We start from the raw sequence: 25297 nt of genomic DNA on the forward strand, positions 1-25297 counted from the left end.
AGCCTGGTGGGCGGGAGGGTGGTCTACCAGGGGCCGTACGGGCCGTTGTTCCCGCCGCGACCGCCGCGGCCGATCTCGCCGACGGCCGGCTTGACGTCCGCCAGATAGACGCCCGACGCGACGACCGAGATGATCGTGAAGAAGCTGATGGCCGTCAGCCCGGCGTACCCGACCACGGCGGCGAAGGTGAACAGGGTCGCGAGGCTCAGGAACAGCAGCCAGAGCTTCTTGCTGAGCTTCTGGGCCATGGCGAACGCGCGGGCCGGGGTCCTGATCGCGTGGAAGAGGGCCCACGCGCACATGCCGAAGGCCGCGACGGCGAGTACAAAGAAAATGAGATCCAAGAAGCTGTGAATCTCGAACATCGCCTCTCCCAGGGGTCATATTGACGGCCGGCTTCAGCCTAGCCCGATCGGGGGCCTGGCGGGCCCCGCGGCGGGCGCCGCCGGCCACCCTGCCGCCGGTCGACCGGACGGCGCCGCGAACGGCGGAGATGATCGGCGGACGGCGGGCAGCGGAGGAACGGCCGGCGGGTCGGCCGAGACGCCGGCCCGCACCTCCAACGCGCGAGGCCCGTCCCGGAGTTCCGGGACGGGCCAACGGCGTTCGGGCGTTGCGGGGCCGGGTGTGCGGCCCATCGCCCGCGCCGCGCGGAGCGGCGGCGGGTGGCTCAGGCCTTGCTGCCGGTGGTGCGGGTGCTCTTGCGCGGAGCGGTCGTCGTGCGGGAGGCGATCGCCGGCTCGGCGGAGGTCGAGACGTCCTCCAGCTCGAGGGCGGCCTCGCCGGTCACCCGGCTGACGACCTTGCGGCCGCGGTTGGCGAACTCGTCGTACAGCAGCGCGGCCCTGGCGCCGATGGTGTCGGCGTACTCCTTGGCCTTCTCGGGCAGGTCCTTGGCCACGGACTCGGCCTTGACCTGCACGTTGGCGGCGTACTTCTTGGCCAGCGTGGGCAGGTCGCGCGCGGCGGCGCCGACCTCGTCCCGGCGCGACTGCAGGCGGTGGAGCTGCTCGGGCAGCTCGCGGAGCTTCTCGACCGCGAAATCGCCGGCTCCGGCGACGGCGTAGAACGGCTTGGACTCGGCGAGCTTCTTGACCTCGTCGTTGAGAGGCATGGGTTAACCTTCCTTGGGTTCCGGTTGAATGCGGCCGTTCGGCGAGGAGGTGGCAGCCTCCTCGGCGGGAACCGCGTCGACCCCTTGGGGCTCCGGCTCGTACCGGGCGTTCTCGGCGGTCTGCTCGGCGCCGAGCGGAGCCTCGACTCGGTTCTCCTTGCGGAACGACTCGTATATGTCGATCAGCACCTGGCGTTGCCGCTCGGTGAGGGTGCGGTCGGCCACGATGGCGGCGAGCACGTCGCTGTCCGGTTCGCGGTCTTCGATGAGACCCGCCTGCACATAAAGCGCCTGCGAAGAGATGCGCAGGCCCTTGGCGATCTGGTTCAGGATCTCCGCGCTCGGCTTGCGCAGCCCGCGCTCGATCTGGCTCAGGTAGGGGTTGGACACCCCGGCCTGAGTGGCGAGCTGGCGCAGAGAGATCTTCGCCTGCTTCCGCTGATCGCGGATGTACTCGCCGATCGAGCCGACCTTCGGTAGTTCCATGACTCCAGTATGCGCCGCGGTGCTTGCAAATGCAAACACAAAGGCTAACGTCAGCTAGCGCTTGGCGGGGTCACCCCGGATACAGCCACAGCAGCGGCGCGGAGATCGTCAGCAGCACCGAGAAGGTCACCAGGCTGTAGCGGAACCGGCGCGGCAGCGCGGCGCCCGGCTTGACCAGGCGGTTCACCCGGGCCATCACGTGGTCGCTGCTGCCCGCGCCGAGCGCGCCGTCGGGCGCCGGCACCGCTCCGGCCGTGCCGAAACGCAGCAGCGCCGTGGCCAGGCGGCGCGGCGAGCAGTAGCGGCGGGCGCGGTCGTCGGCGGCCATCTCGACCAGCAGGGCGACCGACGAGTGCGCGTTGCGCACCACGCCCAGCCACGGCAGCGCCCAGCTGAGCGCGGTGAACGGCAGCAGCACCAGATCGTGCCGTTCGCGGACGTGGGCGGCCTCGTGGGCCAGCACCGCGGTGAGCTCGTCGTGGCTGAGCAGCGACAGCGTGCCCGCGCTGACCACGACCTCCGACCGCAGGCCCGGCAGGCAGTACGCGGCGGCGCCCGGATGGTCGAGGATGCGGACCCCGGGCACCCCGGGGTCGTCGTGGGCGATCAGGCACAGCAGCGCGCGGTGGCGCCGGCGGGCCCGCAGCGTCTGTGTGCCGGCCGCGAGCAGCACCACGACGAGCACGGCCAGCAGGGTCAGCCCGGCGGTGAGGGCGGCCACGCGCGGCAGGTCGTACGGGCCGAGCAGGCCGTGGCCAAGGCCTAAGGAGATCACGGAGTCGAGGAAGGTGTGCAGCCCGTACACCACGCCGCCGCCGTACGGCGCGAGCGCGTACGCCAGCAGAGCGCCGACGCTCGCCAGCCCCCACGTGACGCCGAGCGACTGCCAGAGCAGGATGGCCGACCGGGGGGCCCGCCACGGCCACCGGGCGAACGCCAGCCGCCATGCCCCGAGCGCGCACGCCGTGGCGAGCGCGGCAAGGACGGCGGCGGCGATCACTCTTCCTCTTCCAGCTCCGTTAGTGCTCTGCGGAGGATGTCGGCCTCGGACCCCGAGACCGTCTGGGCGAAGCGCGTGAGCGCCGCCGAGCGGTCACCGGTCATCTCGAGTGCTTCCAGCATAAGCTCAGCGATGTAGGCGTCGCGGCCGGCCGCCGGTGCGTAGCGCCAGGCGCGCCCGTCGCGGGTGCGGTTGAGGAAGCCTTTGCGGGTGAGCCGGTCGAGGACGGTCATCACCGTCGTGGGGGCGAGGTCGCGGTCGGCGATCAGACGGCCGACCTCCCTGGCGGTCAACGGGGCGTCGTGAGCCCACAGGATGTCCATGATGCTGCGTTCAAGCTCGCCCAGACCCTTCACGTGAGCAAGCCTACCTCGGGTAGTACTACGTCGTGTAGAGGCCAGACGGGGCGAGCCCCGCGGTCGCGGCGTGCCATCGGCTCGGATCCCGTGAGGCCGGGCGCGTCCATGGCTCAGCGGCGCTCGGTGACGCCGGGCGTGACGACCACGGCGTCGCCTCCGGGCTCGTCCTCCTGGTCCCCGGCGGGACGGTCGGGGACGCACGCGGCGCCGCAGCCGCCGAAGCGCGCGGTGTCGAGCGGCGGGAAGGGCGTCGGCTCCACGTTCTTCAGCGCGGCCAGGAAGGTGTCCTTCCAGATCGGGCCGGGGATGGTGGCCCCGAAGACCTGGCCGTAGTACCTGCCGCCGATCGTCACGCCGTTGAGCTTGTGCGCCACCGCGCCGCGGGGGTCGCCGAGGCTGACCGCGCCGGCGAGGTCGGGGGTGAAGCCGGCGAACCACGCGGTCGCCTGGTCGTCGGTGGTGCCGGTCTTGCCTGCGGCGTCGCGGCCGATGCCGCCCACGGCCCGCATCGTCCCCTTGGTCAGCACGCCCGACAGGATGTGCGCGGTGGCGTCGGCGACGCCGGGGTCCAGCGCCTGGCGGCACCGCGGCGAGTAGTCGGTCACCTTGCCGTTCTGGCCGGTGATCCGCGTGATCACCATGGGCGCGCAGTACTTCCCGCTCGCGGCGATGGCGGCGTAGGCGTTGGCGACGGTGACCGGGTCCATCTCGTTGATGCCGAGGGTGAAGGTCTCGTACTCCTGCAGCGGTGCGCCGTCGGCGCGCTTGACGCCGAGCGACCTGGCGGTCTGGACGGTGGGGCACAGGCCGACGCGGCGCTCCAGTTCGAGGAAGAAGGTGTTGACCGAGTGCCAGGTGCCCGTCTGCAGCGTCTGGAACCCGCCCTCGCCCTCGTCGTTGGTGATGGTGTGGGTCGGGTCGCCGATGCGCCCGCCCGCGCAGTTCTTGAAGTCGCCGTATCCCGCGGCGCGGTAGCCGTTGCCGACGGTGAAGCCGTCATTGATCTTCATGCCCTGCTTCAGCGCCGTGATCAGCGTGAAGGTCTTGAAGGTGGAGCCCGCCTGGAAGCCGCCGATGCCGCCGTGCGCCTTGTCGGCCACGATGTTGTACGACATCTCGCCCTGCCGCGCGGAGGTGCCGTACGGCCGGCTGGCCGCCATCGCCTTGATCGCTCCGGTGCCCGGCTGGATCAGCGCCTCCGAGGCGACCGGTGCGTCCGTGGCGTGCACGTGGTTCTCGATGGCCTTCTCGGCGGCCTTCTGCGTGCGGGGATCCAGGGTCGACCTGATCGTCAGGCCGCCGCGGTAGAGGAGCCGGGCGCGCTCCTCCTCGGTCTTGCCGAAGGCGGGGTTGCGCAGGAACTCCTCGCGCAGGTACACGCAGAAGTACGGGTAAGGGCTGGCCGTGCAGTTGCCGGGCAGCGGGGTGCCCTTGTACCCCAGTTTCCTGGCCTTGGCCTCCGCGGCCTGCTCTTTTGTGATCTTGCCGAGCTGGGCCATGCGGTCGAGGACGGTGTCGCGCCGATCGAGCAGGCGCCGGCGGTTCTTCTTGCCGCCCTCGGGGTCGGTGGCGGTGGGCAGCTGGACGGCGCCGGCCAGGGTCGCCGCCTGCCACAGGTTGAGCTGGGAGGCGTGTACGCCGAAGAACCGTTTGGCCGCGGCCTCGACGCCGTTGGCGCCTGCCCCGAAATAGGCGATGTTCAGGTACTTCTCGAGGATCTGGTCCTTGGTGTACTTCTGCTCGACGGCCATCGCGAAACGCAGCTCGTTCAGCTTGCGCGCGTAGCTCGCCTCCAGCGCCCGCTTCTTCTCCTTCTCTGTGACGGCCGCGTTGAGCAGGACCTGCTTGACGTACTGCTGGGTGATGCTGGAGCCGCCCTGGCTCACCCCGCCGGACTGCAGGTTGCGGGCCAGCGCCCGGGCCGTGCCCTCGAGGTCGATCGCGCCGTGCTCGTAGAAGCGGAAGTCCTCGATGGAGATGATCGCGGTCTTCATCACGTCGGAGACCTGGGTGAGCGGCACGACCTCGCGGTAGACGTCCCAGAACTGGGCGATCTGGCGGCCGTTGGCGTCCAGTACGGTTGTCTTCTCCGCCAGCGGCGGCTCCACCAGGTCGGCCGGCTTGAGGTTCAGCTCGTCCGACGCCTCCATCACGGCGGCGCCCCCGCCGCCCACGACGGGCAGCGCCAGGCCCGCCACCAGCACGCCCGCGGCCACCGCGGCGGTGGCCAGGCGCGCGATGTTCGACAGGGCGCGCCGCGCGGGCGGGCCGTCGTAACGCTCGCCGAGCTCGTGGTCCGGGCCCTGCTCCCCGAGGCTGAACATCAAACCCTCCCCTATTGACATTAGGGTTTAACCTAAACCTTATAGGAAAGAATGAGTGCTCACGGTCCCGGCCGTCCATTCGAAGATCATCGCCGGCGTTCGGCGCGGCCCTGCGACGGTGAGCGGCGACGTTCACCGGGCCGCATGGGGGGAAACGACAGTCTCAGAGGCGGCGAGAATGCCCGTGGAGCCGGTAGGCGAGGGAACGACGATGCGCAAGAGGCTCACCCGGCAGGCGATCATCGAGGCCGCCACCGCCTACGCCGACCAGCACGGCCTTGACGCTCTGACCCTGAGCGCGCTGGCCCGCCACCTCGACGTGGCCGCCCCGAGCCTGTACGTCCACCTGCCCGGCGGCCTGCGCGAACTGCGCGCCTCGCTGTGCGTCAGGGGCCATCGGGACATCGCCGAGCGCTGCCGCCGCGCCGCCACCGGCCGCTCAGGGGCCGAGGCCCTGCACGCCCTCGCCCACGCCCAGCGCCGGTACGCCCACGAGCATCCAGGCCTCTACGCCGCCACGAGCCTCGTCGTGGACGGTTACCGGGACGACGAGGTCCGCCGCGCCGCCGACGAGGCCGCGGCCGTCGTCGCCGACGTTCTGGCCGCCGGCCCGGACGGCGGCGAGGCGCTGGTGCACGCCGTGCGCGGCCTCCGCAGCGCCGTCCAGGGCTTCTGCGCCCTGGAGGCCTCCGGGGTGTTCGCGCTGGACGTCTCCGCCGACGAGAGTTTCGCCTGGCTGGTCGAGGCGGTGGTGGCCCGCGTCGTGCGGGCGTGGCAGGCGGCGCCGGAGTCCACCGGCGGCCCCCGATCATGAAAGGTGGGAGATCCATGGAGGTGACCCTTGTCCAGGGCGACATCACCGAGCAGCGCGTGGACGCGGTCGTGAACGCCGCGAACTCCTCGCTGCTCGGCGGGGGAGGAGTGGACGGAGCCATCCACCGGCGCGGCGGCCCCGACATCCTTCGCGAGTGCCGCGCCCTGCGGGCGTCCCGTTACGGGAAGGGGCTGCCCACGGGCCAGGCCGTCGCCACCACGGCCGGCCGGCTGCCGGCCCGATGGGTGATCCACACGGTCGGGCCCGTGTACGCCAAGTCGCAGGACCGCTCTCACCTGCTCGCCTCCTGCTACGTCGAGTCCCTGCGGGTCGCCGACGAGCTGGAGGCGAAGGTCGTCGCCTTTCCCGCCGTGTCGGCGGGCATCTACGGCTGGCCGATGGACGACGCCGCCCACATCGCCCTGTCCACGGTGCTGAAGGCCTCCACCGAGGTGGTGGAGGCCCGGTTCGTGCTGTTCGGGGCCGAGGCGCACACGGCGTTCGAGGCGGCTCTCGCGCGCCTTCGGGCGTAGGCGGCCCCGGTTTCAGCCGGGCGGAGGGGCGCCGGGGGCCAGGGCCGACCAGGGGAGGGTCACCTCGCCGAGGCGCCAGCGGCGCCGGCCGCCGAGCGGCGGTGTGGTGGCGACCGGCCACGTGGCGGCCAGCCGCTCGACGGCGGCCGTCCACCGCGGGCGCGCGCCGTAGGCGCCGTACGGCGCTGAGAGCGCCCAGGCATGGTCGAAGTCGCGCAGGAAGGCGTGGACGCGCTCGCCGGGCACGTTGCGGTGGATGAGCGCCTTGGGCAGCCGTTCGGCCAGATCTGACGGGTGTTCGAAGCCCGCGAGTCGGGCCGAGAGCGTGACCGTCCGGGGCCCCTGCGCGTCGAGCGCCACCCAGGCGGCCCGGTGGCCGATCTCCGAGCAGGTGCCCTCGACGATCACCCCGCCGGCGGCCAGGCGGGAGCGCAGCAGGTCCCACGCCTCCCACGCCTGGGCCTCCCCGTACTGCCTGAGCACGTTGAACGCGCGGACGATCAGCGGCCGGCGGCCCACGGGCAGTTCGAACCCGCCCCGGACGAAGCTCAGCCCCGGCCGCTCGTACGGCTTGGCGGCGGCGACGCGCGCCGGGTCGATCTCGACGCCCACGACCTCCACGTCGGGGCGGACGCGGCGCAGGCGGTCGAACAGCTCGGAGGTGGTGACGTGCGACGCCCCGTACCCGAGGTCGACCACGAGAGGGCGATCGGCGGACACCAGCAGCCGGCCGTAGACGGCGGCGGTCCAGCGGTCGGCCCGGCGCAGGCGGTTGTGCCCCGTCGTGCCCCGGGTGATCTCGCCGACCGGCCTGCCCGGCACCGGCCTGCCCTGCGTCGACCTGCCCGGCATCGGTCTGCCCGGCGTGGACCTGCCCGGCGTGGACCCGTCCGGCACCGGCCCGCCGCCGCGCGGACGGCCGGCGTTCACCGGGCGCCCTCCGAGCGCGGGAAGGCGCTGAGCAGCGGGTGAGCCGGACGCGGCGACGCCGAGAAGAGGGACGATATCGGCACGATGGGCGCCCCGCCCACCATGGAAATCGTGATGAGCCCGAGCAGTGCGGATCTTAACGACATCATGGACAAGACGGGCGAGCTAGACGTTGTGCACGACACAGGCACAATAGGGAGCGCGGGGACGCCGGCGGGCGTCCCTGAGAAGGAACGCCCCCGCATCTGGACATGTCCATACACGGCAGGCCGCGCGCGACCGGATGCCGCCATGCTCAGCGGATCGTCACGTTCAGGAGACCCGGTGCACCTTGTGCTGCGCGGCCTGCGCGCGCGGACGGATGACCAGCCGGTCGACGTTGACGTGCGCGGGCCTGGTGACGCACCACGCGATCGCGTCGGCCACGTCGTCCGCCGTCAGAGGGTCGGGCACCCCCTGGTAGACCTTCTGGGCACGCTCGGCGTCGCCGCGGAAGCGGGTGAGCGCGAACTCCTCGGTCTGGACCATGCCGGGGGCGACCTCGACGACGCGCACCGGCTCGCCGCACAGCTCCAGGCGGAGCGTCTCGGTCATGGAGGTCTGGCCGTGCTTGGCCGCGGTGTAGCCGCCGCCGCCCTCGTAGGAGGTGAAGCCGGCCGTCGAGGTCAGCATCAGCAGGACTCCGTCGCCCGACTCGATCAGCTTGGGAAGCAGCGCCTTGGTCACGCGCAGCGAACCGAGCACGTTCACCTCGTACATCTGGCGCCAGTCGTCGACCAGCCCTCCGGAGACCGGCTCGAGGCCGACGGCCCCGCCGGCGTTGTTGACCAGCACGTCGCAGCGGTCAAGCGAGGCGGCGAGCTCGGCCACCGACTCGTCGGAGGTCACGTCCAGCGTCGCCGGCCGGATGGCGGGGATCTCCGCCGCCAGCTTGTCCAGCCGCTCACGGCGCCGGGCGGCCGCCACGACGTCGTAGCCCTCGGCCGCGAGCCGGCGCGCGGTCGCCTCACCGATGCCGCTGCTCGCCCCCGTCACCACAGCAGTTCGCCTCATGTGCAGTCCTCAAGGTCGGATTCGGTATTTCCTCGCCCGGCGCTCCCAGCGCTCCCGGCGGGCCCGCGCGCCGCCTGCTGGTTCTCGCGCGCCCCCCGACCGTCATTTTGCCAGCGCACATCGGTCCGGACGCGCGCGGGACCGGCAGCTGCCGGGAATCTCAGGAAGTTTCCGACAGTTATTAACCCTCTGGAGGTGGTATCGGTGCCGCGAGTGCCGGTCGCACGCCGGATCAACCGGATCGCGACGATCAGCATGCACACGTCCCCGCTCGACCAGCCGGGCACCGGCGACGCGGGAGGGATGAACGTCTACATCGTCGAAGTCGCCAAGCGGCTCGCGGCCCGGGGAGTCGAGGTCGAGATCTTCACGCGCCAGACGGCCCGGGACCTGCCCCCCGCCGTCGAGCTCGTGCCGGGCGTGACGGTGCGTCACGTGACCGCCGGGCCCTACCAGGAACTGGACAAGTCCGACCTCCCCGGTCAGCTCTGCTCCTTCCTGTCCGGTGTCCTGCGCACCGAGGCGACGTTCGAGCCGGGGCACTACGACGTCATCCACTCCCACTACTGGCTGTCCGGCCAGGTCGGCTGGCTGGCCAAGGAACGCTGGGGCGTGCCCCTGGTGCACACCATGCACACCATGGCCAAGGTCAAGAACCTCCTGCTCGCCGACGGCGACAAGCCCGAGCCCGTGGCGCGCGTGCTCGGCGAGGAGCAGGTCGTGGAGATCGCCGACCGCCTGATCGCCAACACCGACGCCGAGGCGCGGGAGCTGATGGACCTGTACCAGGCGCCCAGGGACCGTGTGGCGGTGGTGAACCCCGGCGTCAACCTCCAGGTGTTCAGGCCCGCCTCCAAGGAAGCGGCGCGAGGCCGGCTCGGCCTGCCGCGAGACGCCCACATCATGCTCTTCGTCGGCCGCATCCAGCCGCTCAAGGCCCCCGACGTCCTGCTCAGGGCCGCCGCCCGGATGCTCGCCGATGATCCCTCCCTGCGCTCGCGGCTGGTCGTCGCCTGCGTCGGCGGTCCGAGCGGCAACGGGCTCGCCCGCCCCTCCTACCTCACCGAACTGGCGGCGGAGCTCGGCATCTCCGACGTCGTGCGGCTCGCGCCGCCCGCGCCGCAGCAGGAATTGGCCGACTGGTACCGCGCCGCCGACGTCACCGTCGTCCCCTCCCACAACGAGTCGTTCGGCCTGGTCGCGCTGGAGTCGCAGGCATGCGGCACGCCGGTCGCCGCCGCGTCGGTGGGCGGCCTGCGCACGGCCGTGCGTGACGGGGTGTCCGGGCTGCTGATCGACGGGCACGACGCGCACGCCTGGGCCAAGGCGCTGCGCAGTTTCGTCGAACGCCCGCTGTGGCGCGACACGCTGGGCGCCGGCGCCAGAGATCACGCGGCCGCCTTCGGCTGGTCGGCCACGGCCTCGCACCTGCTGGACGTGTACTCGGGCGCGATGGCCCGGCTGCGCCGCACGCCCGTGGGCGTTCACCTTTAGATCATCCCCTGCCAGATGGGCCGATGTCGTCGCGCCCCGGGGCCGCGGTGTCATGTCCGCGCGGTGACGGGGCAGTACTGTCGACGCCGGCCGTGACCGGCCGGTGAGGCCGGCGCCCGGCACGACGAACGCGGGAGTGTGCACTGTGATGGATCACGAGGCGGTCGTCGAGTCCGCGCTCAAGGCGGCGGAGATCTCCTACGAGCGGCCGCAGCCCGGGGCCTTCCTGGTGCGCCTGCCAGGGCAGCACAAACTGGCGACGATGACCTGGCTCACCATCTCCGACCAGGCCCTGCACGTCGAGGCCTTCTTCTGCCGCCGCCCCGACGAGAACCACCTGGAGTTCTACCGCTGGCTGCTCACCAAGAACGGCTCCATGTACGGGGTGCACTTCGCCCTGGACCAGATCGGGGACGTCCACCTCGTCGGGCGGGTGCCGCTCGACGCGGTGTCGGACCAGGAGATCGACCGCCTGCTCGGCTGCGTGCTCACCTACGCCGACGAGTGGTTCGACCGCGCCCTTGAGCTGGGGTTCGCCTCCTCCATCCGCCGTGAGTGGGACTGGCGGGTCAGGCGCGGCGAGTCGCTCGCCAACCTGCGGGCCTTCGAGGGCATCGTCGAGCGCGGCCGCCGCCAGGACGGGCCGGGCCCGGCCGGGGAGAGCCGCCCGCCGGAGACCGGGGGGAGCCGCCCACAGGAGGCCGGTGAGGGCCGTCCGCCGGAGGCCGGTGAGGGCCGCTGATCACGGGCAGCCGGAGGAGGTCGCCCGGGGGAGGTCACCTGGGGTGGCGCGGCTCTGGGTAAAGCGGTCACGGCCTAAGCTTGGGCCCATGGCTACTTTGGTGCTATTGCGGCATGGCGAGAGCGAGTGGAACGCGAAGGGCCTGTTCACGGGCTGGGTCGACGTCACGCTCTCGCCCGTGGGCGAGGAAGAGGCGCGGCGCGGCGGCAGGCTGCTGGTCGAGGCGCAGGTGCGTCCCGACGTGGTGCACACCTCGGTGCTGACCCGGGCCATCCACACCGCCAACCTCGCGCTCGGCGCGGCCGACCTGCTCTGGCTGCCGGTCACGCGCTCGTGGAGGCTCAACGAGCGGCACTACGGCGCGCTGCAGGGCAAGAACAAGGCGCAGACCCGCGAGGAGTTCGGCGACGAGCAGTTCATGCTCTGGCGCCGCTCCTACGATGTGCCGCCGCCGCCCATCGCCGACGACGACGAGTACTCTCAGGCCGGCGACGCGCGGTACGGCACGCTGCCCTCTGAGCTGCTGCCGCGCACCGAGTGCCTGAAGGACGTCGTCCACCGCATGCTGCCCTACTGGTACGACAACATCGTGCCCGACCTGGCGGCCGGGCGCACCACCCTCGTGGTCGCCCACGGCAACTCGCTGCGCGCCCTGGTCAAGCACCTCGACGGCGTCGGCGACGACGAGATCGCCGGCCTCAACATCCCGACCGGCATCCCGCTGCGCTACGAGCTGGACGACGACTTCCGGCCGATCAAGCCCGGCGGCGAGTACCTCGACCCCGAGGCCGCCAAGGCCGCCATCGAGGCCGTCGCCAACCAGGGCAAGTCCAAGTAGTCCCCGCCGGGGCGCGCCCGCGCGGCCGTCCGGTCCCCATCCATGGTCAAGCCCCGGACCCTTCAAGGGCCCGGGGCTTTCTCATCGTGCTCAAAAGGACGCGGCGCCCGTGCGTCGCGCGCTCAGGAGGCCGAGGAGCTCTCCGGCCGTGAACCGGTCACCAGGTACACCACGTCCCGGGCCACGCGCACGGCGTGGTCGGCGTACCGCTCGTAATAGCGGCCGGTGAGCGTGATGTCGATCGCCGGCTCGATGCCGTGCGCCCAATCCTTGGACAGCAGCACGCGGAACAGGCGGCGGTGCAGCCGGTCCATCGCGTCATCGTCGTCGTCCAGCTCCTTGGCCATCTCGACGTCCTGGTTGGCGATGCAGCTGCCGGTCTTGGTGATCAGGCGCTCGGCGATCTGACCCATCTCGAGGATGGTGTCGCGCACCTCCACGGGGATCGCCGACTCGGGGTGGCGCATGCGCGCGATCTTCGCCACGTGCTCGGCCAGGTCGCCCATGCGCTCCAGGTCGCCGCCCATGCGCAGGGCCGTGATGGCCATGCGCAGGTCCACGGCCACCGGCTGCTGGGTGGCCATCAGCTCGAAGATGGAGGTCTCGATCTCTTTGTGAAGGCGGTTGACCTCGGCATCCTGGGAGATGACGCTCTCGGCCAGCTGCAGGTCGGCGTCCAGCAACGCCGTGGTGGCCCGCGAGATGGCCGAGCGGACCAGATGGGTCATCTGCACCAGACGGTCGGTGAGAGCGTTGAGTTCTTGATGGAAGGCGTCGCGCATGCGGCTCACGCTACGCGCGCGACCGTGAACGAACCTCGTCCAAAAGATGAACTCTCCAGGAAACAGGGCCAATAGGGTGCCTGGCCAGCGATGGGAGCCGCCTACCATCGGAGGCGTGAGTGAGATCGTGGCAAGCCTGGCCGCTCTGGCGGGTTTTGTCGTCGGGGCGATCGCGATGGTGGCGGTGCGTCCCCGGGACAAGAAACGCCCTGATCCTGTTGAGAACCCCGACACCGTCCTGCCGCAGGGGGTGGCGTCAGTGCTGGCCGTGCTGCCGTCCTCCGCCGTCGTGCTCGGCCGGGACGATCGGGTCCTGCGCGCCAGCTCGGCCGCACGGGCCTTCGGACTGGTCAAGGGCGATCACCTCATGGCCGCCGAACTGCTCGCCCTCGCACGGCAGGTGCGCAGGGACGGCGAGATCCGTGAGAGCGAGTTCGAGGTGGCCCGGCACAAGTTCGGCATGGAGGTCACCACCTTCGCCGTGCGGGTCGCTCCGCTCGGCACCCACGGCCAGGTGCTGGTGCTCGCCGAGGACCAGACCGAGCGGCGGCGCGTCGAGGCCGTGCGCCGCGACTTCGTCGCCAACGTCAGCCACGAGCTCAAGACCCCCGTGGGCGCGCTCAGCCTGCTGGCCGAGACCATCCAGGACGCCTCGGACGACCCCGTCGCGGTCGACCGCTTCGCCGGGCGCATGCAGCACGAGGCGGCCCGGCTCACCTACCTCGTCCAAGATCTCATCACCCTCTCGCGCATCCAGGGCGGGGAGCCGATCCCCACCCCCGGCTGCGTCCCGGTCGACGAGGTCCTCCACGAGGCCATGGACCGCTGCAACACCAAGGCCTCGGCCAAGGACATCGCCCTGGTCATGGGGGGCACCGAGGGCCTGCGCGTCTGGGGCGACGACGAGCTTCTCGTCACCGCCCTGCGCAACCTGATCGACAACGCCGTCGCCTACAGCCCTGAGAACACCCGTGTCGTCGTCAGCGCCCGGCCGGCCGGCGACACGGTCGAGGTCAGCGTCAGCGACCAGGGCATCGGCATCCCCGAAAGCTCCCAAGAGCGCATCTTCGAGAGGTTCTTCCGCGTCGACCCCGCCCGGTCGCGGGCGACCGGCGGCACCGGACTCGGCCTGGCCATCGTCAAACACGTCGCCGTCGCGCACGGCGGCGAGGTGACGGTATGGAGCAAAGAAGGCTCGGGCTCCACGTTCACGCTTCGTCTGCCGGCCTTCGGCGGCACGGCGATAGCCGTACCAAGCACATCGAACTCTCTGGAGGCCGCGAAGTGACCCGCGTGCTCGTCGTCGAGGACGAGGAGTCGTTCTCCGACGCCCTGTCCTACATGCTGCGCAAGGAAGGGTTCGAGGTCGCGGTGGCGGCCACCGGCCCGGAGGCGCTCGACGCTTTCGACCGGAACGGCGCCGACCTGGTGCTGCTCGACCTCATGCTCCCAGGCCTGCCGGGCACCGAGGTGTGCCGCTCGCTGCGCCAGCGCTCCAAGGTGCCGGTGATCATGCTCACGGCCAAGGACAGCGAGATCGACAAGGTGGTGGGCCTGGAACTCGGGGCCGACGACTACGTCACCAAGCCGTTCTCCTCGCGCGAGCTGGTCGCGCGCATCCGCGCCGTGCTGCGCAGGCAGGGCGACACCGAAGAGATCGAGCAGGCCGTCCTGGCCGCCGGGCCGGTGCGCATGGACGTCGACCGCCACATCGTCGCGGTACGAGGCCGGCAGGTCCAGCTCCCGCTGAAGGAGTTCGAGCTGCTGGAGGTGCTGCTGCGCAACGCCGGCCGGGTGCTGACCCGCGGGCAGCTGATCGACCGGGTGTGGGGCGCCGACTACGTGGGCGACACCAAGACCCTCGACGTGCACGTCAAGCGCCTGCGGGCGAAGGTCGAGGCCGACCCCTCCGACCCGCGCTGCATCCTCACCGTCCGCGGCCTGGGCTACAAGTTCGACCCCGCCGAGGGGTGAGACGCGAGAAGGCCCGGTCGCAGGCGTTCCTGCGACCGGGCCTTCGGCGTGTCCTACCGCGTGCGTTCCGCGGGGCTTCCGTGGCCGTCAGCCGTCAGCCGTCAGCCGTCAGCCGTCAGCCGTCAGCTGTCGGCCGACGGGTCCGGCGCCGGGGTGGCGCTCTCGGACGTCGTGGGGGCCGGCGTGGCGGAGGCCGCCGGCGCGGCCGGCAGGGTGCTGTACTCGCGGCTGTGCGTGACCACAGGGACGTTCATCTGGATGTCGCCCGCCTTGGCGAACTTGAGGGTCAGCCGGAGGCTCTCGCCGCCGTACAGGGGCTTCTTGGTGCCTTCCAGGATGACCTGCGAGGGCCGGCCGGTGTTGACCAGCTGGCCGGGGGGCACGGAGATGGCTCCGGACGCCTTGACCGACGTGGCCACCTCGGGGGACACGGCGACGCCTTCGAGCTGGTCGGCCGCCGTGCCGTAGTTCACCATCGACAGGTAGAGCGGGACCGAGCCGCCCGCCGCGATCTGGGCGCCGGACGCGGGGCCGAGCAGGAACGCCTGGGCGACCTTGATGCCGTTACGGCCGTAGATCTTGGCGGAGCCGCCGCCGTCGATGAGCACGTTCGCCTCGGTGGGCGCGTAGGCATCGCTGGTGTTGGCATCGACGCCCGCGCCACACGCGGCCAGCGCCGGAGCGGCTGCGAGCAGCGCGGTGATCATCATCACCCTGCGACGGCTGGTGCTGGTCACAGTTCGAGGTCTCCTTGGTACACATGGACAGGGCCAGTCGCAACCTTATCCGTGCTCAGCGGCCCTCGCTCAGGGGGGCCGGTGACGGCGCGGAGGCGGCCAGCATCGCAGGTCACCGGGCATGTCAGGACGACAAATTCACACCGTGGAAAGGTTGTCAAGTCCCAAATCGAGGCTTTGACCTGCAGTTATGTTGATTTCACTGTTCCGGGAGGGGACTGACGCGTGGTATCCTGGAGTACAGCGGAAGGGGTACTTGTCACATGACTTTCCAGGTCGGCGACACTGTCGTCTACCCCCACCACGGGGCTGCTCGGATCGAAGCCATCACGACCCGCACGATTAAGGGCGAGGACAGAACCTATCTGGTGCTGAAGGTCGACAAGGGCGACCTTACCGTACAGGTGCCGGCGGACAACGCCGAGCTCGTCGGTGTGCGTGACGTCGTGGGCCAAGAGGGCCTAGAGCGCGTTTTCGACGTCCTGCGCATGCCACACACCGAAGAGCCCACCAACTGGTCCCGTCGTTACAAGGCGAACCTTGAGAAGCTGGCATCCGGCGACGTCAACAAGGTTGCCGAGGTGGTACGAGACCTTTGGCGGCGCGACAAGGAGCGCGGTCTGTCCGCGGGTGAGAAGCGCATGCTCGCCAAGGCCAGGCAGATACTGGTCAGCGAACTCGCACTCGCCGAGAAGACCAACGAGGACAAGGCCGAGGCGCTTCTCGACGAGGTTCTCAACTCCTGAACACGACACAGCCAAGGGTGGGCGTCGGAGTCGACGTCCACCCTTTCGCATCCGGCCGCGAGTTGCATCTGGCGGGCCTCCACTGGCCCGGCGAGACCGGGCTCGCGGGTCATTCCGACGGTGACGCCGCCGCGCACGCCTGCTGCGACGCGTTGCTGTCCGCCGCGGGCCTGGGCGATCTCGGCGGCCTGTTCGGCACCTCAGACCCGCGCTGGGCGGGCGCGTCCGGCGTGACCCTCCTCCAGGAGGCCGCACGCCACCTGCGGGCGTCCGGGTTCGAGATCGGCAACATCGCGGTGCAGGTCATCGGCAACCGTCCCAAGCTGGCGCCGCGCCGCGCCGAAGCCGAGAAGGTCCTCGGAGACGTCGTGTCGGCGCCGGTCAGCGTCAGCGCCACCACGACCGACGGCCTCGGCCTCACCGGCCGCGGTGAAGGCATAGCCGCCATCGCCACCGCCCTGGTCTTCGCCTCCATCACCTCCACCACCCCCATCACTTCCTGACCGTCCGCCACCTCCTGACCGTCCACCGGCCCCCCGCACGGGGCCTCCCAGCGGTACGGGAAGAGTCTCATTGCCTCTATGTGGCGCTCCGACCAGGCTTTTCTTACTTTCTAGGATTAGCGGCCCATGTGGGGGTAGCCACCTTGTCAGCGTGAAGGTGCGACCCTCAATGGGAGGCTCAATATGTCCATTCAGACCATCCTCGGCGCGATCGTCATCGGTGCGATCATCGGCGCGCTCGGTCGGCTCGTGCTTCCGGGCCGGCAGCCCATCGGGTGGATCCTGACCATCATCGTCGGCATCGTCGCCGCGCTGATCGGTACGGCCATCGCCCAGTACGTCGGTGTCGCGACCACTGACGGCATCGACTGGATCGAACTGGTCCTCCAGGTGGTCGTCGCGGTGATCGGTGTCGCCGCCGTCGCCGCGATCCGCGGCCGGGAAAGGGTTTGATCTGAGGCGGAGTTCGCCACCTCCGGTGACCTTCGCCTGATCTACGCCGACGCTCCGATCGTCGGCGGCGGACTCTCGGCCTTCGGGCCATAGGGGCGCCGCGGTTCCGGACAACGGTGTCGCGACTCCGCCGGCACCTTCGAGATCCGCCTGGTCCACCACGGACCAGGCGGATCTTTGCCGTTCAACAGCACATTCCCCCGCACCCGCCCACCCCGTAGCCCGCACCGCCGCTCGCCCGCCCACTCAGCCGGCCGCGTCCCTGTGACCGCACACCCTTGTGACCGTGTGGCTGTTCGCCGGATTACTCCTCGGGGGGCAAGGGCGTGCTGCGCATCCGCCCGGACGGCGGCGCCGGGGCCTCGGAGACAGGCGGCTGCCGCCGGCCGTGGGAGGCTGCCTCCTCCTCGTCGGCGCTGCCGGCGTCGTGCGCCGGGTCCGGCCCCGGATCAACTGCGTCGTGGACCGCGTGCTTCCCCAGAGGCGCGTCCTGCGGCGCCTCGTAGACCCCCGGCCCCCCATCGGCGGCGGAGGCTGCATGCGCGGCCGAGGACTCCCTGGGCGCCGGCGGCGCGGCGGAGGGCAGCGGGCTGGCCTCCTCGCGCAGATGGGGGTAGGGCTGGGTGTCAGGCTCGGCCGCTTCGTCGGCGGCGCCGGCGGATGCCTGCTCGGGCGCGCGGTCGCTGACGCTCGGGTACGGCTGGGTGTCGCCCTGCTCGCGTTGCCGCCCGGGCTTGGGCAGCGGGTGGACCAGCACGTCACCGGCGCTGGGGCGCACAAGGTCGCCCCAGCGGAGCGGCCGGTCCGCATCTCTCTGCGGCCGGTCGGGAGCCGTTTCCGCCCGCGCTGCCGCGGAAGCCTGCTCGCGCGGCTTGGGCACCAGCCGCTGCTCGACCTCTGGCGCGGGCACGTGGTGCTCGGGCGTCGTGTGCTCGGCCTCCGGTACGGCGTGCTCCGCCCGGGGCGGCGCGGCGGCGGCCGCCTCGGCCTCGCCGGTCACCGCGTGCGCGGTCGTGTCAGGCGCGCCGTCCCGGGAAGCGGCGGCCGGGATGGCCTCACCCTTGTGGGCAGGCCGGGAGATCGTCTCGGTGCGCAGCGGAGGGGGCGTCTCGCTCCGCAGCGGCGGCAGTTCGTCCACGGTGGGCGTCTCGGGCGCCGGAGTGGGCGGCACCACCCGGACCACGTCGGGCTCCAGGTCGTCCGGTGAGCCGAGGTGGGGGACGATCTCGTGGTCGTGGACGGTCGCGTGGACGGCGGTCTCCAGCGGGGGAGCAAGGCCGGGGTCGCGCTCTTCCCGTCCGAACGGGACGAGGTCGGACCCTGTCCCCCCTCCGACGGGGCTCTCGGCGAGCTCGTCATCGGAGGCCTCGCCCTGCGGGCGCCCGGCCGGCAGCAGGAACAGCCACAGGCCGATCAGGAGCATCACCCAGGGCGCCACGGCGATGCCCACCGCGAGCTGCGGGCCTCCAACAGTGGCGTGCGTCGTGGCCATGACGTTCGCGGCGCCCGCGGCGACGATGAGAACGGCCAGGATCACCCAGGCCTGGAGCAGCACGAGCAGCCGGGCGGACCGCAGCAGCAGTACGGCGATCAGGGCGATGAGCAGCAGCGCGTCGAAGCCCGCCGGGTAGAGATAGGCGAGGTCGGCGCGCGCACCGCCGGCGAGGGCGATGGCGCGGATCGCGTCGAAGGACAGCACGCAGGCGACGCCGACCAGCGCCACCACGGCCAGACCTGCGACGGCGGTCGCGAGGCGGCGGAGCACCAGTGCCGCGCGGGACGGGCGAGGGCGAGCGGGCGGGGAACCGGGCCGGCGGGAGGACTGACCTGCCGCCAAGGGGGGTGTGACGTCCATGGCGCCTCGAGCCTACAGAATCGGCGTTGCCGTGACGGGGATGGAGCACGACGCCACGCGGACCCGTCCGCCTGCCCGGCCGGAGCCGAGGCCGTCCGGTCAGGCCGCGGTGACCGGTCACCCGCCATCGGTCTCATCGCCGATCCTCAGCATCGGGATACGCGGGCCGTCTTCCAAGACAGGAGATTCGACCACAAGTCAGGTCCTACCGGACAAACCGCCAGGGACAAGTAGCTACAAATTGGAAGGAGCCGGTCAAGCGTGTGTCGAGAGAGGAAAGGCCATCGGATTCACATTGCTTTTGCCGACGTGTGAGGTCGGGCATCCAGTCCTGCCACGGCCTGCGAGGCATTAGCCTTGCGTTCGTGAGTCTGCGCCTATATGACACCAGCACCCGTGCGGTCCGCGACTTCGTCCCCGTCCAGCCGGGCCGGGTCTCGATTTACCTGTGCGGGGCCACTGTGCAGGCTCCGCCGCATATCGGGCACATCCGGTCGGGCGTCAACTTCGACGTCATGCGCCGCTGGCTGACCCGGTCGGGGTACGAGGTGTCGTTCTGCCGCAACGTCACCGATCTCGACGACAAGATCATCCGTGTCGCCGCCGAAGAGGGCGTGCCCTGGTTCGTGATCGCCGAGCGCAACCAGCGCGCGTTCACGTGGGCCTATGACGCCCTCGGCTGCATTCCGCCCACCGTCGAGCCGAGGGCGATGGGCCACATCCCCGAGATGATCGAGCTGATCCAGCGGCTGATCGACAAGGGCCACGCCTACGCCGCGGGCGGCGACGTCTATTTCGACGTCATGTCCTACGCCGAGCGTTACGGCAGGCTCTCCAACCAGCGTCCCGAGAACATGCGGGCGGCCGGTGACACCGACACCGACTCCGCCAAGCACGACGGGCGCGACTTCGCCCTGTGGAAGGGCGCGAAGCCCGGCGAGCCGACCTGGCAGACCCCGTGGGGGCCCGGCCGTCCCGGCTGGCATCTCGAATGCTCCGCGATGGCCACCAAATACCTCGGCGAGACGTTCGACATCCACGGCGGCGGCGTCGACCTGATCTTCCCGCACCACGAGAACGAGGTGGCGCAGTCGCAGGCGGCCGGCGACGGGTTCGCCCGCTACTGGCTGCACAACGGCATGCTCAAGATCGGCGCCGAGAAGATGAGCAAGTCGCTCGGCAACTCCCTTCTGGTCCCGTCCATGCTGACCAAGGTGCGCGCCGTCGAACTGCGCTACTACCTGGTCGCGGCGCATTACCGTTCGGCGATCGACTACTCCGAGGAGGCCCTCGCCGAGGCCGCCGTCGGTTACCAGCGCATCGAGGGCTTCGTCACCCGCGCGGCCGAGGTCATCCACGACGTCGACGCGGCGGCGCCGCTGCCGCAGGCCTTCGTGGAAGCCATGGACGACGACCTCGGCGTCCCCCAGGCTCTCGCCGTGGTCCACGAGGTCGTCCGCGAGGGCAACGTCGCGCTCGCCAACGGCAACAAAGAGCAGGTCGCACGCCTTCTCGCCGAGACGCAGAACATGCTCGACGTGCTCGGCCTCGACCCCCGCTCGCCGCAGTGGCGCGAGTCCGGCGCCGAGAGCGGCCTGCACGACACGGTGGACGCTCTGGTCAAGGTCGCCCTCGAGCAGCGCCAGGCCGCCCGCGCCCGCAAGGACTACGCCGCCGCCGACGCCATCCGCGACCAGCTCGCCGCGGCCGGCGTAGTGGTCGAGGACACCCCAAAGGGCCCTCGATGGGAACTGGCCCGCTGATCGCGCCGGTAGGCTGGCAGCATGGCAGGTGGGGGTAAAGGGTCGGGCAGGCCCGCGAAGCGTAAGGGCGCCACGCGTGGCACCGGTGGCCAGGGCCGCAAGACCCTTCAGGGCAAGGGCGCGACTCCGCCCGCCCACGAGCGGCACTGGTACAAGGACAAGCAGCGGGCCTCCGCCGCCTCCGCCCCGGCGGGCGCCACGCCGAGGTCCGCGGAGCAGCCGGCCAGGCCGGCTCGCGGCGGCAGGCGCGAGGACGGGCCTGAGTACATCGGCGGGCGCAACCCGGTGGTCGAGGCGCTGCGCGCCGAGGTGCCCGCCAACGCGCTCTACGTGGCTCAGCGCATCGAGAACGACGACCGCGTCCGCGAGGCCATCAAGATCGCCTCCAACCGCGGCATCGCCCTGCTCGAGGCCGGCCGCGACAAGCTCGACAGGCTGACCGAGGGCGCGGTCCACCAGGGCCTCGTCCTCCAGCTCCCGCCCTACGAGTACGCCCACCCCGAAGACCTGGTCGAGCGGGCCAACGACGCGGCCGAGATCCCGCTGATCGTCGCTCTCGACGGGGTGACCGACCCGCGCAACCTTGGCGCCATCGCGCGCTCCGCCACGGCCTTCGGCGCCCACGGCATCCTGGTGCCCTCGCGCCGTTCCGCGGGCGTGACGGCCGGCGCGTGGAAGACCTCGGCGGGCACCCTGGCCCACCTGCGCGTCGCCCGCGCGGCCAACCTCACCAGCACCCTGCGCGAATACCGCGAGCAGGGCCTGTTCGTGATCGGCCTGGACGGCGAGTCCTCCACCGACATCGGCGACGTCGAGCTGTCCACCGAGCCCCTGGTCGTCGTGGTCGGCTCAGAGGGCAAGGGCCTGTCACGGCTGGTCCGCGAGTCGTGCGACGTGGTGGCCCGCATCCCCATGAACGCCGCCGCCGAGTCCCTCAACGCCGGCGTGGCCGCGGGCATAGCCCTCTACGAGATCTCCCGCCACCGCCGCTGACCTCTTCCACCTCCCCCGGCCGCCCTCCCCACACCCACGGCCACCCTCTCCGCGTCCCCGGTCACCGGCCGGCGGTCGGGCCGCCGAGAGACCCCCGCCTCCCGCGTGCGGACGACGTCCCACGCGTTCCAACATCGGTGACGGTGCCCGCGCCATACGACTAAACTCGTAGGGCGCAGCACGCGCCGACGTAGCTCAATCGGCAGAGCAACGGTCTTGTAAACCGTAGGTCAGGGGTTCGATTCCCCTCGTCGGCTCCCACGTCAAAGGCCCCTTGCGATCACCACAAGGGGCCTTTTGCTAACACCTTTGCTAACAGCAGCTATGCGGCGGCGTCCTTGACGGCGCTCGCGAAGACGTCGGCCGCCATCGCCATCTGCTCATTGATCACATGTGCGTACACCCGCAGAGTGATCGCGGGGTCGGCGTGGCCGAGCCGAGCGGCAACCACATGGACCGGCACGCCGGCCAGCAGGAGCGTCGTCGCGTGGATGTGCCGGAGGTCATGGAGCCTCGCGTGGGGGAGCGGCTTCTTCGGTCGAGGGCGGTCCTTGGGCGCGTTGTAGGCGGCGATGAGCTTCGGGACCAACGAGGTAACGGTGTCCGGGTAGATCGGCTCACCCCAACCGGTCGTGAACACGTAGTCGTCCGTGCCCTTCCATTCCTCGCCGGCCACCAGCTTCTCGCCGGCTTGCCGGGCGCGGTGCTCCCGGAGGATCTGCGCCGTCTCCTCGTCCAGGCTCACCACGCGCGACCGGCCGCTCTTGGTGGTGCCTTCCACCCGCTTGCCGTCGATCACGGACGAGCTTCCCTTGATCCGGACCTCCGGTGTGTCGAGGTCGATGTCTCGCCATCGCAGGTTGAGCAGCTCTCCGCGCCGGGCACCGGTGTACGCGGCGAGCCGGTAGAACGCGAACAGCCGATGCTCTTCGGCGACCTTGAGGAACTCCCGGAGCTGCGTCGGAGTCCAGACGGTTCCGGGTTCGGCACGTTGGTTGCGCGGCAGCTTGGCGCGTTCGGCGGGGTTGTTCGGCAAGATCTCGTCAATGGCCACCGCATCCCGCAGCGCTTTGCGGACCACGGTGTGGACGTGCGCGATCGTCGTAGGCGACAGCGGCTTGCCGTTCCTCCCGCCGCCATTCAGCAAGTCCCGGTACAGCTTCGTGATCGTCGCGGGCCGAACCGCTTGGAGCCGGAGATTCCCGATCCGGGGCACGATATAAAGCCTGATCAGCATTCGGTAGCCGTGGAGCGTCTTGGGCTTGATCTCCACCGAGTGAGCTTCGATCCACTCTTCCAGGTAGTCACCCACGGTGATCGCGTTGCGGTTGACGTACTCGCCCCGCCGGGCGGCCACACGCGCCTCGTCCCGGGCGGCCTTGGCGTCGTCTTCGGTCGTGAAGCCACCGACCCATTTGGGCTTGCTGACCCCGGTTTCCGGGTCGGTGACCCGGATAACGTACGACCAGGTTGTGCCGCGCTTCATCACGCCGTCACGCAGCTTCGGACTGTTCCTCTTGGATGCATGCTTGCGGTTCGAGTCGTCCGGCTCCGGAGTCGCCACGAGAGTGTTCGTCACGCTGCGATCTCCTTCGCCAGTAGTTCGGCGATGTAGGTCTCAAGAGCCGAGAGCGGGATGCGTCGGGACCGGCCGATGTGGAGGTAGGGGATCGCGCCGGAGTCCATGAGGCGGTACAGCTGCGCGCGGGAGATCGACAGCGCGTTCACCGCTTCCGGCACGGTCAGCAGGAGCTTGGCCACGTGCTCACCTCCTCCGCCAGGACGAAGGGTCTGCCGGTGATGGCTGAGGCGATGATCTGTTCACCGGCGGACAGGCCCTTACCGGCGTACTCCCAGTGCGCGACGACAAGGACGGTGTCCTCGTCGAACAGGGGCAGGCGTCCGGTGCTGATCTCCTCGTCGCGCATGTGGTCGACGCGAGCGGCGCGGAGGGCGCCCAGGGTGGTGGAGTAGTGCCGTGACTTGGTGGAGAAGTGGCCGCGGAAGCCGAGCATGTGAGCCCATTGGGCAAGGCGTAGTTCGTTGAGCCGGTCGAGTTGAGCCAGGCGGAAGCACTCGGCGATGAGCCGCCGGGGGTGCTCACGCAGGCCCAGGCCGGTGACCTCGTCGGGGGTGTTGATGCGCCGGTCGATGGTGCCGACGCATTCGGCGGCTTTGGTGGCGTACTTGGCGATGTAGCCGGCGACCGCCTGCTCTGTCAGTTCTCCGTCGATGGTGATGGGCCGGACGTCGAGCTGTGCGCCCCAGCGCAGGACGCGGGCAGGCTCACCGGTCAGCGTGGGAGCGGGGACGCTGACCGCGCCGGCCGCATGGTGGACGGCTTGCGCCAGGGTGTCACGTTCGGCCCAGGCCGGAGGAGAAGCGTCAGGCCCGCCGGGTCCGTCGAGGCGGATGACCGCGTGGAAGTGGACGACGCCGCGGCGTTGGTACTCGGCGACTTTGGCGAAGGAGATGACCAGGTGTTCGCCCAGTTCCTTGACCGTCAGTCCGTGCAGTTTGGCGAGGTTGCGGCGTAGGGCGAGGGTGAAGCGGCGCCACAGTTCGGGGGCCAGGGCGTTGAACAGCACGCTTGAGCCGTAGTCGTAGCAGTCCGGGCACAGCGGTTCGCCAAGGCGTTCCTCGTCGGTGCCGTGTCGGGCAGTGCAGGACAGCGGACGCCCGTGCGGGCAGATTCCGGCATCGCGCCGGGGGTGGCAGGGCAGGACCTTGCCGTCGTGCTCGCGCCGGGTGTGAACCGCGCCGAACGAGGGGGCGGTGAGGGTCACGAACAGCGCCGGGTGAGCGGTGACCGTGTCGGGGACGCCCTTGCCGCCGGCCAGGCCCGCGCGGATGAGCTGGTAAGTATCAGCCCGGTAGATCTCGGCGCAGGCCGGGCAGCGCGAGGCGCGCCGGGTCTTGCACTGGACGCGCAGCACGCCGCCGGGTTCCCGGTTGGTGTTGTAGGCGTGCAGGACGTGACCGGTCGCGGCATCGATGTGCCGCACGCGCCCGCGTAGGTGGATCGGCTGGCGGCATCCGCCGGTCGCGCGGATCTGCGCGGCCCAGCGGTCGTATTGGGGGTCGTGGAGTCGGGCGATGATGCCGGTTACCGCGTGCTGAGCGCGGGGGTTGGGGATGATGGGGCGTGTCCCTTCCGGGTCTTTGCGGGTTCGGGTGGGGATGGCCCCCGACGTGGCGCGGAACTTGGCGGTTGTGTGGCCACGCCGGGGGCGCCGAGGCGTTAAGCCCCGTGGTTGTCTGCTCCGGTGCCGTCGCAGTCGCGGCAGGTGTCGGCCATGCTGTCGACGCCGGTCCCGCCGCAGGTCGCGCAGCGGTAGCGGACCACCGGAAGCGGTTCGGTCGTCGTCCGTTCTTGGGTCTGCTGAGCCGGGGCGTGCTGTGGGTGGTCGTCGAGATGGGCGCCCATGGTGGTGGTCCCTTGATCAGGCGGTGGAGACGGCCGTGTGGTCGGGGATGACGCAGCCGTGGTAGCTGCTGAATGCTTCGTGCCTGGCGCGGGCGTCGGCGAGGATCGCGAAGGCCTCGTAGCGGACCGGCCCGAAGTGCAGAGCGGTCATGTAGTGGTCGTGAGTCAGGGCGGCGAGGTTGATCTTCGTGCCGCACAACGCGGCGATCCGGTCGATCTCAGCGCACATCTCCGCATCGGCCGTGCGCTCCGCGCAGTAGCCGATGGTGGTGGAGTACCTGGGCACGGGGACTTCGGGATTGGCCTCCAGGAAGGTGGCCAGCCGTCGTAGTCCGGTGATGAAGGCCGTCCGGTGGTCGGGGTCGACAGACATGGAT

Annotated in this window: 28 protein-coding genes and 1 tRNA gene; 13 read left to right on the forward strand and 16 right to left on the reverse strand. The window is 70.8% G+C overall.

Annotated elements, in window-relative coordinates; all coding sequences use genetic code 11:
* Positions 1–23: 23 nt before the first annotated feature.
* From ACFO60_RS05620 to ACFO60_RS05645, 6 genes are all read right to left on the reverse strand, one after another.
* Complete coding sequence (locus ACFO60_RS05620) at positions 24–365, reverse strand: DUF2516 family protein (RefSeq protein ID WP_380837809.1); 342 nt, start codon at positions 363–365, stop codon at positions 24–26.
* 305 nt (positions 366–670) lie between these two features.
* A complete protein-coding gene (locus ACFO60_RS05625) occupies positions 671–1114 on the reverse strand; it encodes a hypothetical protein (RefSeq protein WP_380837811.1) in 444 nt (147 codons plus the stop codon).
* A gap of 3 nt (positions 1115–1117) precedes the next feature.
* Positions 1118–1600, reverse strand: coding sequence for a helix-turn-helix domain-containing protein (locus ACFO60_RS05630; protein WP_380837813.1), 483 nt, complete (start codon positions 1598–1600; stop codon positions 1118–1120).
* 70 nt (positions 1601–1670) lie between these two features.
* Positions 1671–2600: a M56 family metallopeptidase gene (locus ACFO60_RS05635; protein WP_380837816.1), complete on the reverse strand. Its 930-nt coding sequence runs from the start codon at positions 2598–2600 to the stop codon at positions 1671–1673.
* Positions 2597–2956 (reverse strand): BlaI/MecI/CopY family transcriptional regulator, encoded by a 360-nt coding sequence (locus tag ACFO60_RS05640; protein ID WP_380837818.1) that lies wholly within the window; start codon positions 2954–2956, stop codon positions 2597–2599. The genes ACFO60_RS05635 and ACFO60_RS05640 overlap by 4 nt, the downstream gene beginning before the upstream one ends.
* 113 nt (positions 2957–3069) lie before the next feature.
* A complete protein-coding gene (locus ACFO60_RS05645; protein WP_380837820.1) occupies positions 3070–5283 on the reverse strand; it encodes a transglycosylase domain-containing protein in 2214 nt (737 codons plus the stop codon).
* A gap of 211 nt (positions 5284–5494) precedes the next feature.
* Between ACFO60_RS05645 and ACFO60_RS05650 the strand changes: the two genes are divergently transcribed.
* Positions 5495–6097 (forward strand): TetR/AcrR family transcriptional regulator, encoded by a 603-nt coding sequence (locus ACFO60_RS05650; protein ID WP_380837823.1) that lies wholly within the window; start codon positions 5495–5497, stop codon positions 6095–6097.
* Between the two features lie 14 nt (positions 6098–6111).
* Positions 6112–6630, forward strand: coding sequence for an O-acetyl-ADP-ribose deacetylase (locus ACFO60_RS05655; RefSeq protein WP_380837826.1), 519 nt, complete (start codon positions 6112–6114; stop codon positions 6628–6630).
* A 12-nt stretch (positions 6631–6642) separates the two neighbouring features.
* Here the strand turns inward: ACFO60_RS05655 and ACFO60_RS05660 are convergent, their stop codons facing one another.
* Both ACFO60_RS05660 and ACFO60_RS05665 read right to left on the reverse strand, forming a co-directional pair.
* A complete protein-coding gene (locus ACFO60_RS05660) occupies positions 6643–7560 on the reverse strand; it encodes a class I SAM-dependent methyltransferase (RefSeq protein ID WP_380837829.1) in 918 nt (305 codons plus the stop codon).
* Between the two features lie 312 nt (positions 7561–7872).
* Complete coding sequence (locus ACFO60_RS05665) at positions 7873–8613, reverse strand: SDR family oxidoreductase (RefSeq protein WP_380837832.1); 741 nt, start codon at positions 8611–8613, stop codon at positions 7873–7875.
* Positions 8614–8817: 204 nt separating this feature from the next.
* Between ACFO60_RS05665 and mshA the strand changes: the two genes are divergently transcribed.
* The 3 genes from mshA (at position 8818) to ACFO60_RS05680 (ending at position 11687) form a co-directional block, all read left to right on the forward strand.
* Positions 8818–10107, forward strand: coding sequence for a D-inositol-3-phosphate glycosyltransferase (mshA, locus tag ACFO60_RS05670; protein ID WP_380837835.1), 1290 nt, complete (start codon positions 8818–8820; stop codon positions 10105–10107).
* Between the two features lie 148 nt (positions 10108–10255).
* Positions 10256–10849, forward strand: coding sequence for a type III secretion system chaperone family protein (locus tag ACFO60_RS05675; protein WP_380837838.1), 594 nt, complete (start codon positions 10256–10258; stop codon positions 10847–10849).
* A gap of 88 nt (positions 10850–10937) precedes the next feature.
* Positions 10938–11687, forward strand: a complete 750-nt coding sequence (locus ACFO60_RS05680; protein ID WP_380837841.1) for a phosphoglyceromutase — start codon at positions 10938–10940, stop codon at positions 11685–11687.
* Positions 11688–11809: 122 nt separating this feature from the next.
* Here ACFO60_RS05680 and phoU read toward each other — a convergent pair whose 3' ends face one another.
* On the reverse strand, positions 11810–12469 hold the full coding sequence (gene phoU, locus ACFO60_RS05685) for a phosphate signaling complex protein PhoU (RefSeq protein WP_380837844.1): 660 nt from the start codon (positions 12467–12469) through the stop codon (positions 11810–11812).
* Positions 12470–12644: 175 nt separating this feature from the next.
* Here phoU and ACFO60_RS05690 point away from each other — a divergent pair, with 175 nt between their 5' ends.
* Positions 12645–13757 (forward strand): sensor histidine kinase, encoded by a 1113-nt coding sequence (locus tag ACFO60_RS05690; protein WP_380838096.1) that lies wholly within the window; start codon positions 12645–12647, stop codon positions 13755–13757.
* Complete coding sequence (locus ACFO60_RS05695; protein ID WP_380837847.1) at positions 13754–14443, forward strand: response regulator; 690 nt, start codon at positions 13754–13756, stop codon at positions 14441–14443. The genes ACFO60_RS05690 and ACFO60_RS05695 overlap by 4 nt, the downstream gene beginning before the upstream one ends.
* Positions 14444–14565: 122 nt before the next feature.
* Here ACFO60_RS05695 and ACFO60_RS05700 read toward each other — a convergent pair whose 3' ends face one another.
* Positions 14566–15180, reverse strand: a complete 615-nt coding sequence (locus ACFO60_RS05700) for a copper chaperone PCu(A)C domain-containing protein (protein WP_380837850.1) — start codon at positions 15178–15180, stop codon at positions 14566–14568.
* Between the two features lie 263 nt (positions 15181–15443).
* Between ACFO60_RS05700 and ACFO60_RS05705 the strand changes: the two genes are divergently transcribed.
* From ACFO60_RS05705 to ACFO60_RS05715, 3 genes are all read left to right on the forward strand, one after another.
* Complete coding sequence (locus ACFO60_RS05705) at positions 15444–15926, forward strand: CarD family transcriptional regulator (RefSeq protein WP_184978896.1); 483 nt, start codon at positions 15444–15446, stop codon at positions 15924–15926.
* A gap of 17 nt (positions 15927–15943) precedes the next feature.
* Entirely contained in the window at positions 15944–16429 is a 486-nt protein-coding gene (ispF, locus tag ACFO60_RS05710; protein ID WP_380837853.1) for a 2-C-methyl-D-erythritol 2,4-cyclodiphosphate synthase, read from the forward strand.
* A gap of 183 nt (positions 16430–16612) precedes the next feature.
* Entirely contained in the window at positions 16613–16882 is a 270-nt protein-coding gene (locus ACFO60_RS05715) for a GlsB/YeaQ/YmgE family stress response membrane protein (RefSeq protein WP_380837855.1), read from the forward strand.
* A 304-nt stretch (positions 16883–17186) separates the two neighbouring features.
* Here ACFO60_RS05715 and ACFO60_RS05720 read toward each other — a convergent pair whose 3' ends face one another.
* Positions 17187–18737 (reverse strand): DUF2637 domain-containing protein, encoded by a 1551-nt coding sequence (locus tag ACFO60_RS05720; RefSeq protein ID WP_380837858.1) that lies wholly within the window; start codon positions 18735–18737, stop codon positions 17187–17189.
* 365 nt (positions 18738–19102) lie between these two features.
* On the opposite strand from ACFO60_RS05720, the gene cysS reads away from it, so the two are divergent.
* From cysS to ACFO60_RS05735, 3 genes are all read left to right on the forward strand, one after another.
* The gene (cysS, locus tag ACFO60_RS05725; protein ID WP_380837861.1) at positions 19103–20500 is read left to right on the forward strand and encodes a cysteine--tRNA ligase; all 1398 of its coding nucleotides are present in this window, start codon (positions 19103–19105) and stop codon (positions 20498–20500) included.
* 21 nt (positions 20501–20521) lie between these two features.
* Positions 20522–21493: a 23S rRNA (guanosine(2251)-2'-O)-methyltransferase RlmB gene (rlmB, locus tag ACFO60_RS05730; RefSeq protein WP_380837863.1), complete on the forward strand. Its 972-nt coding sequence runs from the start codon at positions 20522–20524 to the stop codon at positions 21491–21493.
* Positions 21494–21677: 184 nt separating this feature from the next.
* Positions 21678–21750 (forward strand) — tRNA-Thr (locus tag ACFO60_RS05735).
* A gap of 65 nt (positions 21751–21815) precedes the next feature.
* Here the strand turns inward: ACFO60_RS05735 and ACFO60_RS05740 are convergent.
* From ACFO60_RS05740 to ACFO60_RS05760, 5 genes are all read right to left on the reverse strand, one after another.
* Positions 21816–23072: a tyrosine-type recombinase/integrase gene (locus ACFO60_RS05740; RefSeq protein ID WP_380837866.1), complete on the reverse strand. Its 1257-nt coding sequence runs from the start codon at positions 23070–23072 to the stop codon at positions 21816–21818.
* On the reverse strand, positions 23069–23254 hold the full coding sequence (locus tag ACFO60_RS05745; RefSeq protein WP_380837869.1) for a helix-turn-helix domain-containing protein: 186 nt from the start codon (positions 23252–23254) through the stop codon (positions 23069–23071). Before ACFO60_RS05745 ends, ACFO60_RS05740 begins: the two co-directional genes overlap by 4 nt.
* On the reverse strand, positions 23236–24633 hold the full coding sequence (locus ACFO60_RS05750) for a replication initiator (protein ID WP_380838098.1): 1398 nt from the start codon (positions 24631–24633) through the stop codon (positions 23236–23238). The genes ACFO60_RS05745 and ACFO60_RS05750 overlap by 19 nt, the downstream gene beginning before the upstream one ends.
* Positions 24634–24734: 101 nt before the next feature.
* Entirely contained in the window at positions 24735–24920 is a 186-nt protein-coding gene (locus tag ACFO60_RS05755) for a hypothetical protein (RefSeq protein WP_380837872.1), read from the reverse strand.
* Positions 24921–24936: 16 nt separating this feature from the next.
* Positions 24937–25293, reverse strand: coding sequence for a hypothetical protein (locus ACFO60_RS05760; RefSeq protein ID WP_380837875.1), 357 nt, complete (start codon positions 25291–25293; stop codon positions 24937–24939).
* Positions 25294–25297 lie beyond the last annotated feature (4 nt).

It is taken from the genome of Sphaerisporangium dianthi, assembly GCF_042654065.1.
GTDB classification, from domain to species: Bacteria; Actinomycetota; Actinomycetes; order Streptosporangiales; family Streptosporangiaceae; genus Sphaerisporangium; species Sphaerisporangium dianthi.

Excerpts from the sequence above, each read along its gene's own strand:
- ACFO60_RS05665 (WP_380837832.1), bottom strand. The coding sequence starts at position 8,613 with ATGAGGCGAACTGCTGTGGTGACGGGGGCGAGCAGCGGCATCGGTGAG.
- ACFO60_RS05625 (WP_380837811.1), bottom strand. The coding sequence starts at position 1,114 with ATGCCTCTCAACGACGAGGTCAAGAAGCTCGCCGAGTCCAAGCCGTTC.
- ACFO60_RS05630 (WP_380837813.1), bottom strand. The coding sequence starts at position 1,600 with ATGGAACTACCGAAGGTCGGCTCGATCGGCGAGTACATCCGCGATCAG.
- ACFO60_RS05690 (WP_380838096.1), top strand. The coding sequence starts at position 12,645 with ATGGTGGCGGTGCGTCCCCGGGACAAGAAACGCCCTGATCCTGTTGAG.
- ACFO60_RS05705 (WP_184978896.1), top strand. The coding sequence starts at position 15,444 with ATGACTTTCCAGGTCGGCGACACTGTCGTCTACCCCCACCACGGGGCT.
- rlmB (WP_380837863.1), top strand. The coding sequence starts at position 20,522 with ATGGCAGGTGGGGGTAAAGGGTCGGGCAGGCCCGCGAAGCGTAAGGGC.
- ACFO60_RS05720 (WP_380837858.1), bottom strand. The coding sequence starts at position 18,737 with ATGGACGTCACACCCCCCTTGGCGGCAGGTCAGTCCTCCCGCCGGCCC.
- ACFO60_RS05755 (WP_380837872.1), bottom strand. The coding sequence starts at position 24,920 with ATGGGCGCCCATCTCGACGACCACCCACAGCACGCCCCGGCTCAGCAG.
- ACFO60_RS05680 (WP_380837841.1), top strand. The coding sequence starts at position 10,938 with ATGGCTACTTTGGTGCTATTGCGGCATGGCGAGAGCGAGTGGAACGCG.
- ACFO60_RS05715 (WP_380837855.1), top strand. The coding sequence starts at position 16,613 with ATGTCCATTCAGACCATCCTCGGCGCGATCGTCATCGGTGCGATCATC.
- ACFO60_RS05675 (WP_380837838.1), top strand. The coding sequence starts at position 10,256 with ATGGATCACGAGGCGGTCGTCGAGTCCGCGCTCAAGGCGGCGGAGATC.
- ACFO60_RS05620 (WP_380837809.1), bottom strand. The coding sequence starts at position 365 with ATGTTCGAGATTCACAGCTTCTTGGATCTCATTTTCTTTGTACTCGCC.
- ACFO60_RS05645 (WP_380837820.1), bottom strand. The coding sequence starts at position 5,283 with ATGTTCAGCCTCGGGGAGCAGGGCCCGGACCACGAGCTCGGCGAGCGT.
- ACFO60_RS05655 (WP_380837826.1), top strand. The coding sequence starts at position 6,112 with ATGGAGGTGACCCTTGTCCAGGGCGACATCACCGAGCAGCGCGTGGAC.
- ACFO60_RS05760 (WP_380837875.1), bottom strand. The coding sequence starts at position 25,293 with ATGTCTGTCGACCCCGACCACCGGACGGCCTTCATCACCGGACTACGA.
- ACFO60_RS05650 (WP_380837823.1), top strand. The coding sequence starts at position 5,495 with ATGCGCAAGAGGCTCACCCGGCAGGCGATCATCGAGGCCGCCACCGCC.
- phoU (WP_380837844.1), bottom strand. The coding sequence starts at position 12,469 with ATGCGCGACGCCTTCCATCAAGAACTCAACGCTCTCACCGACCGTCTG.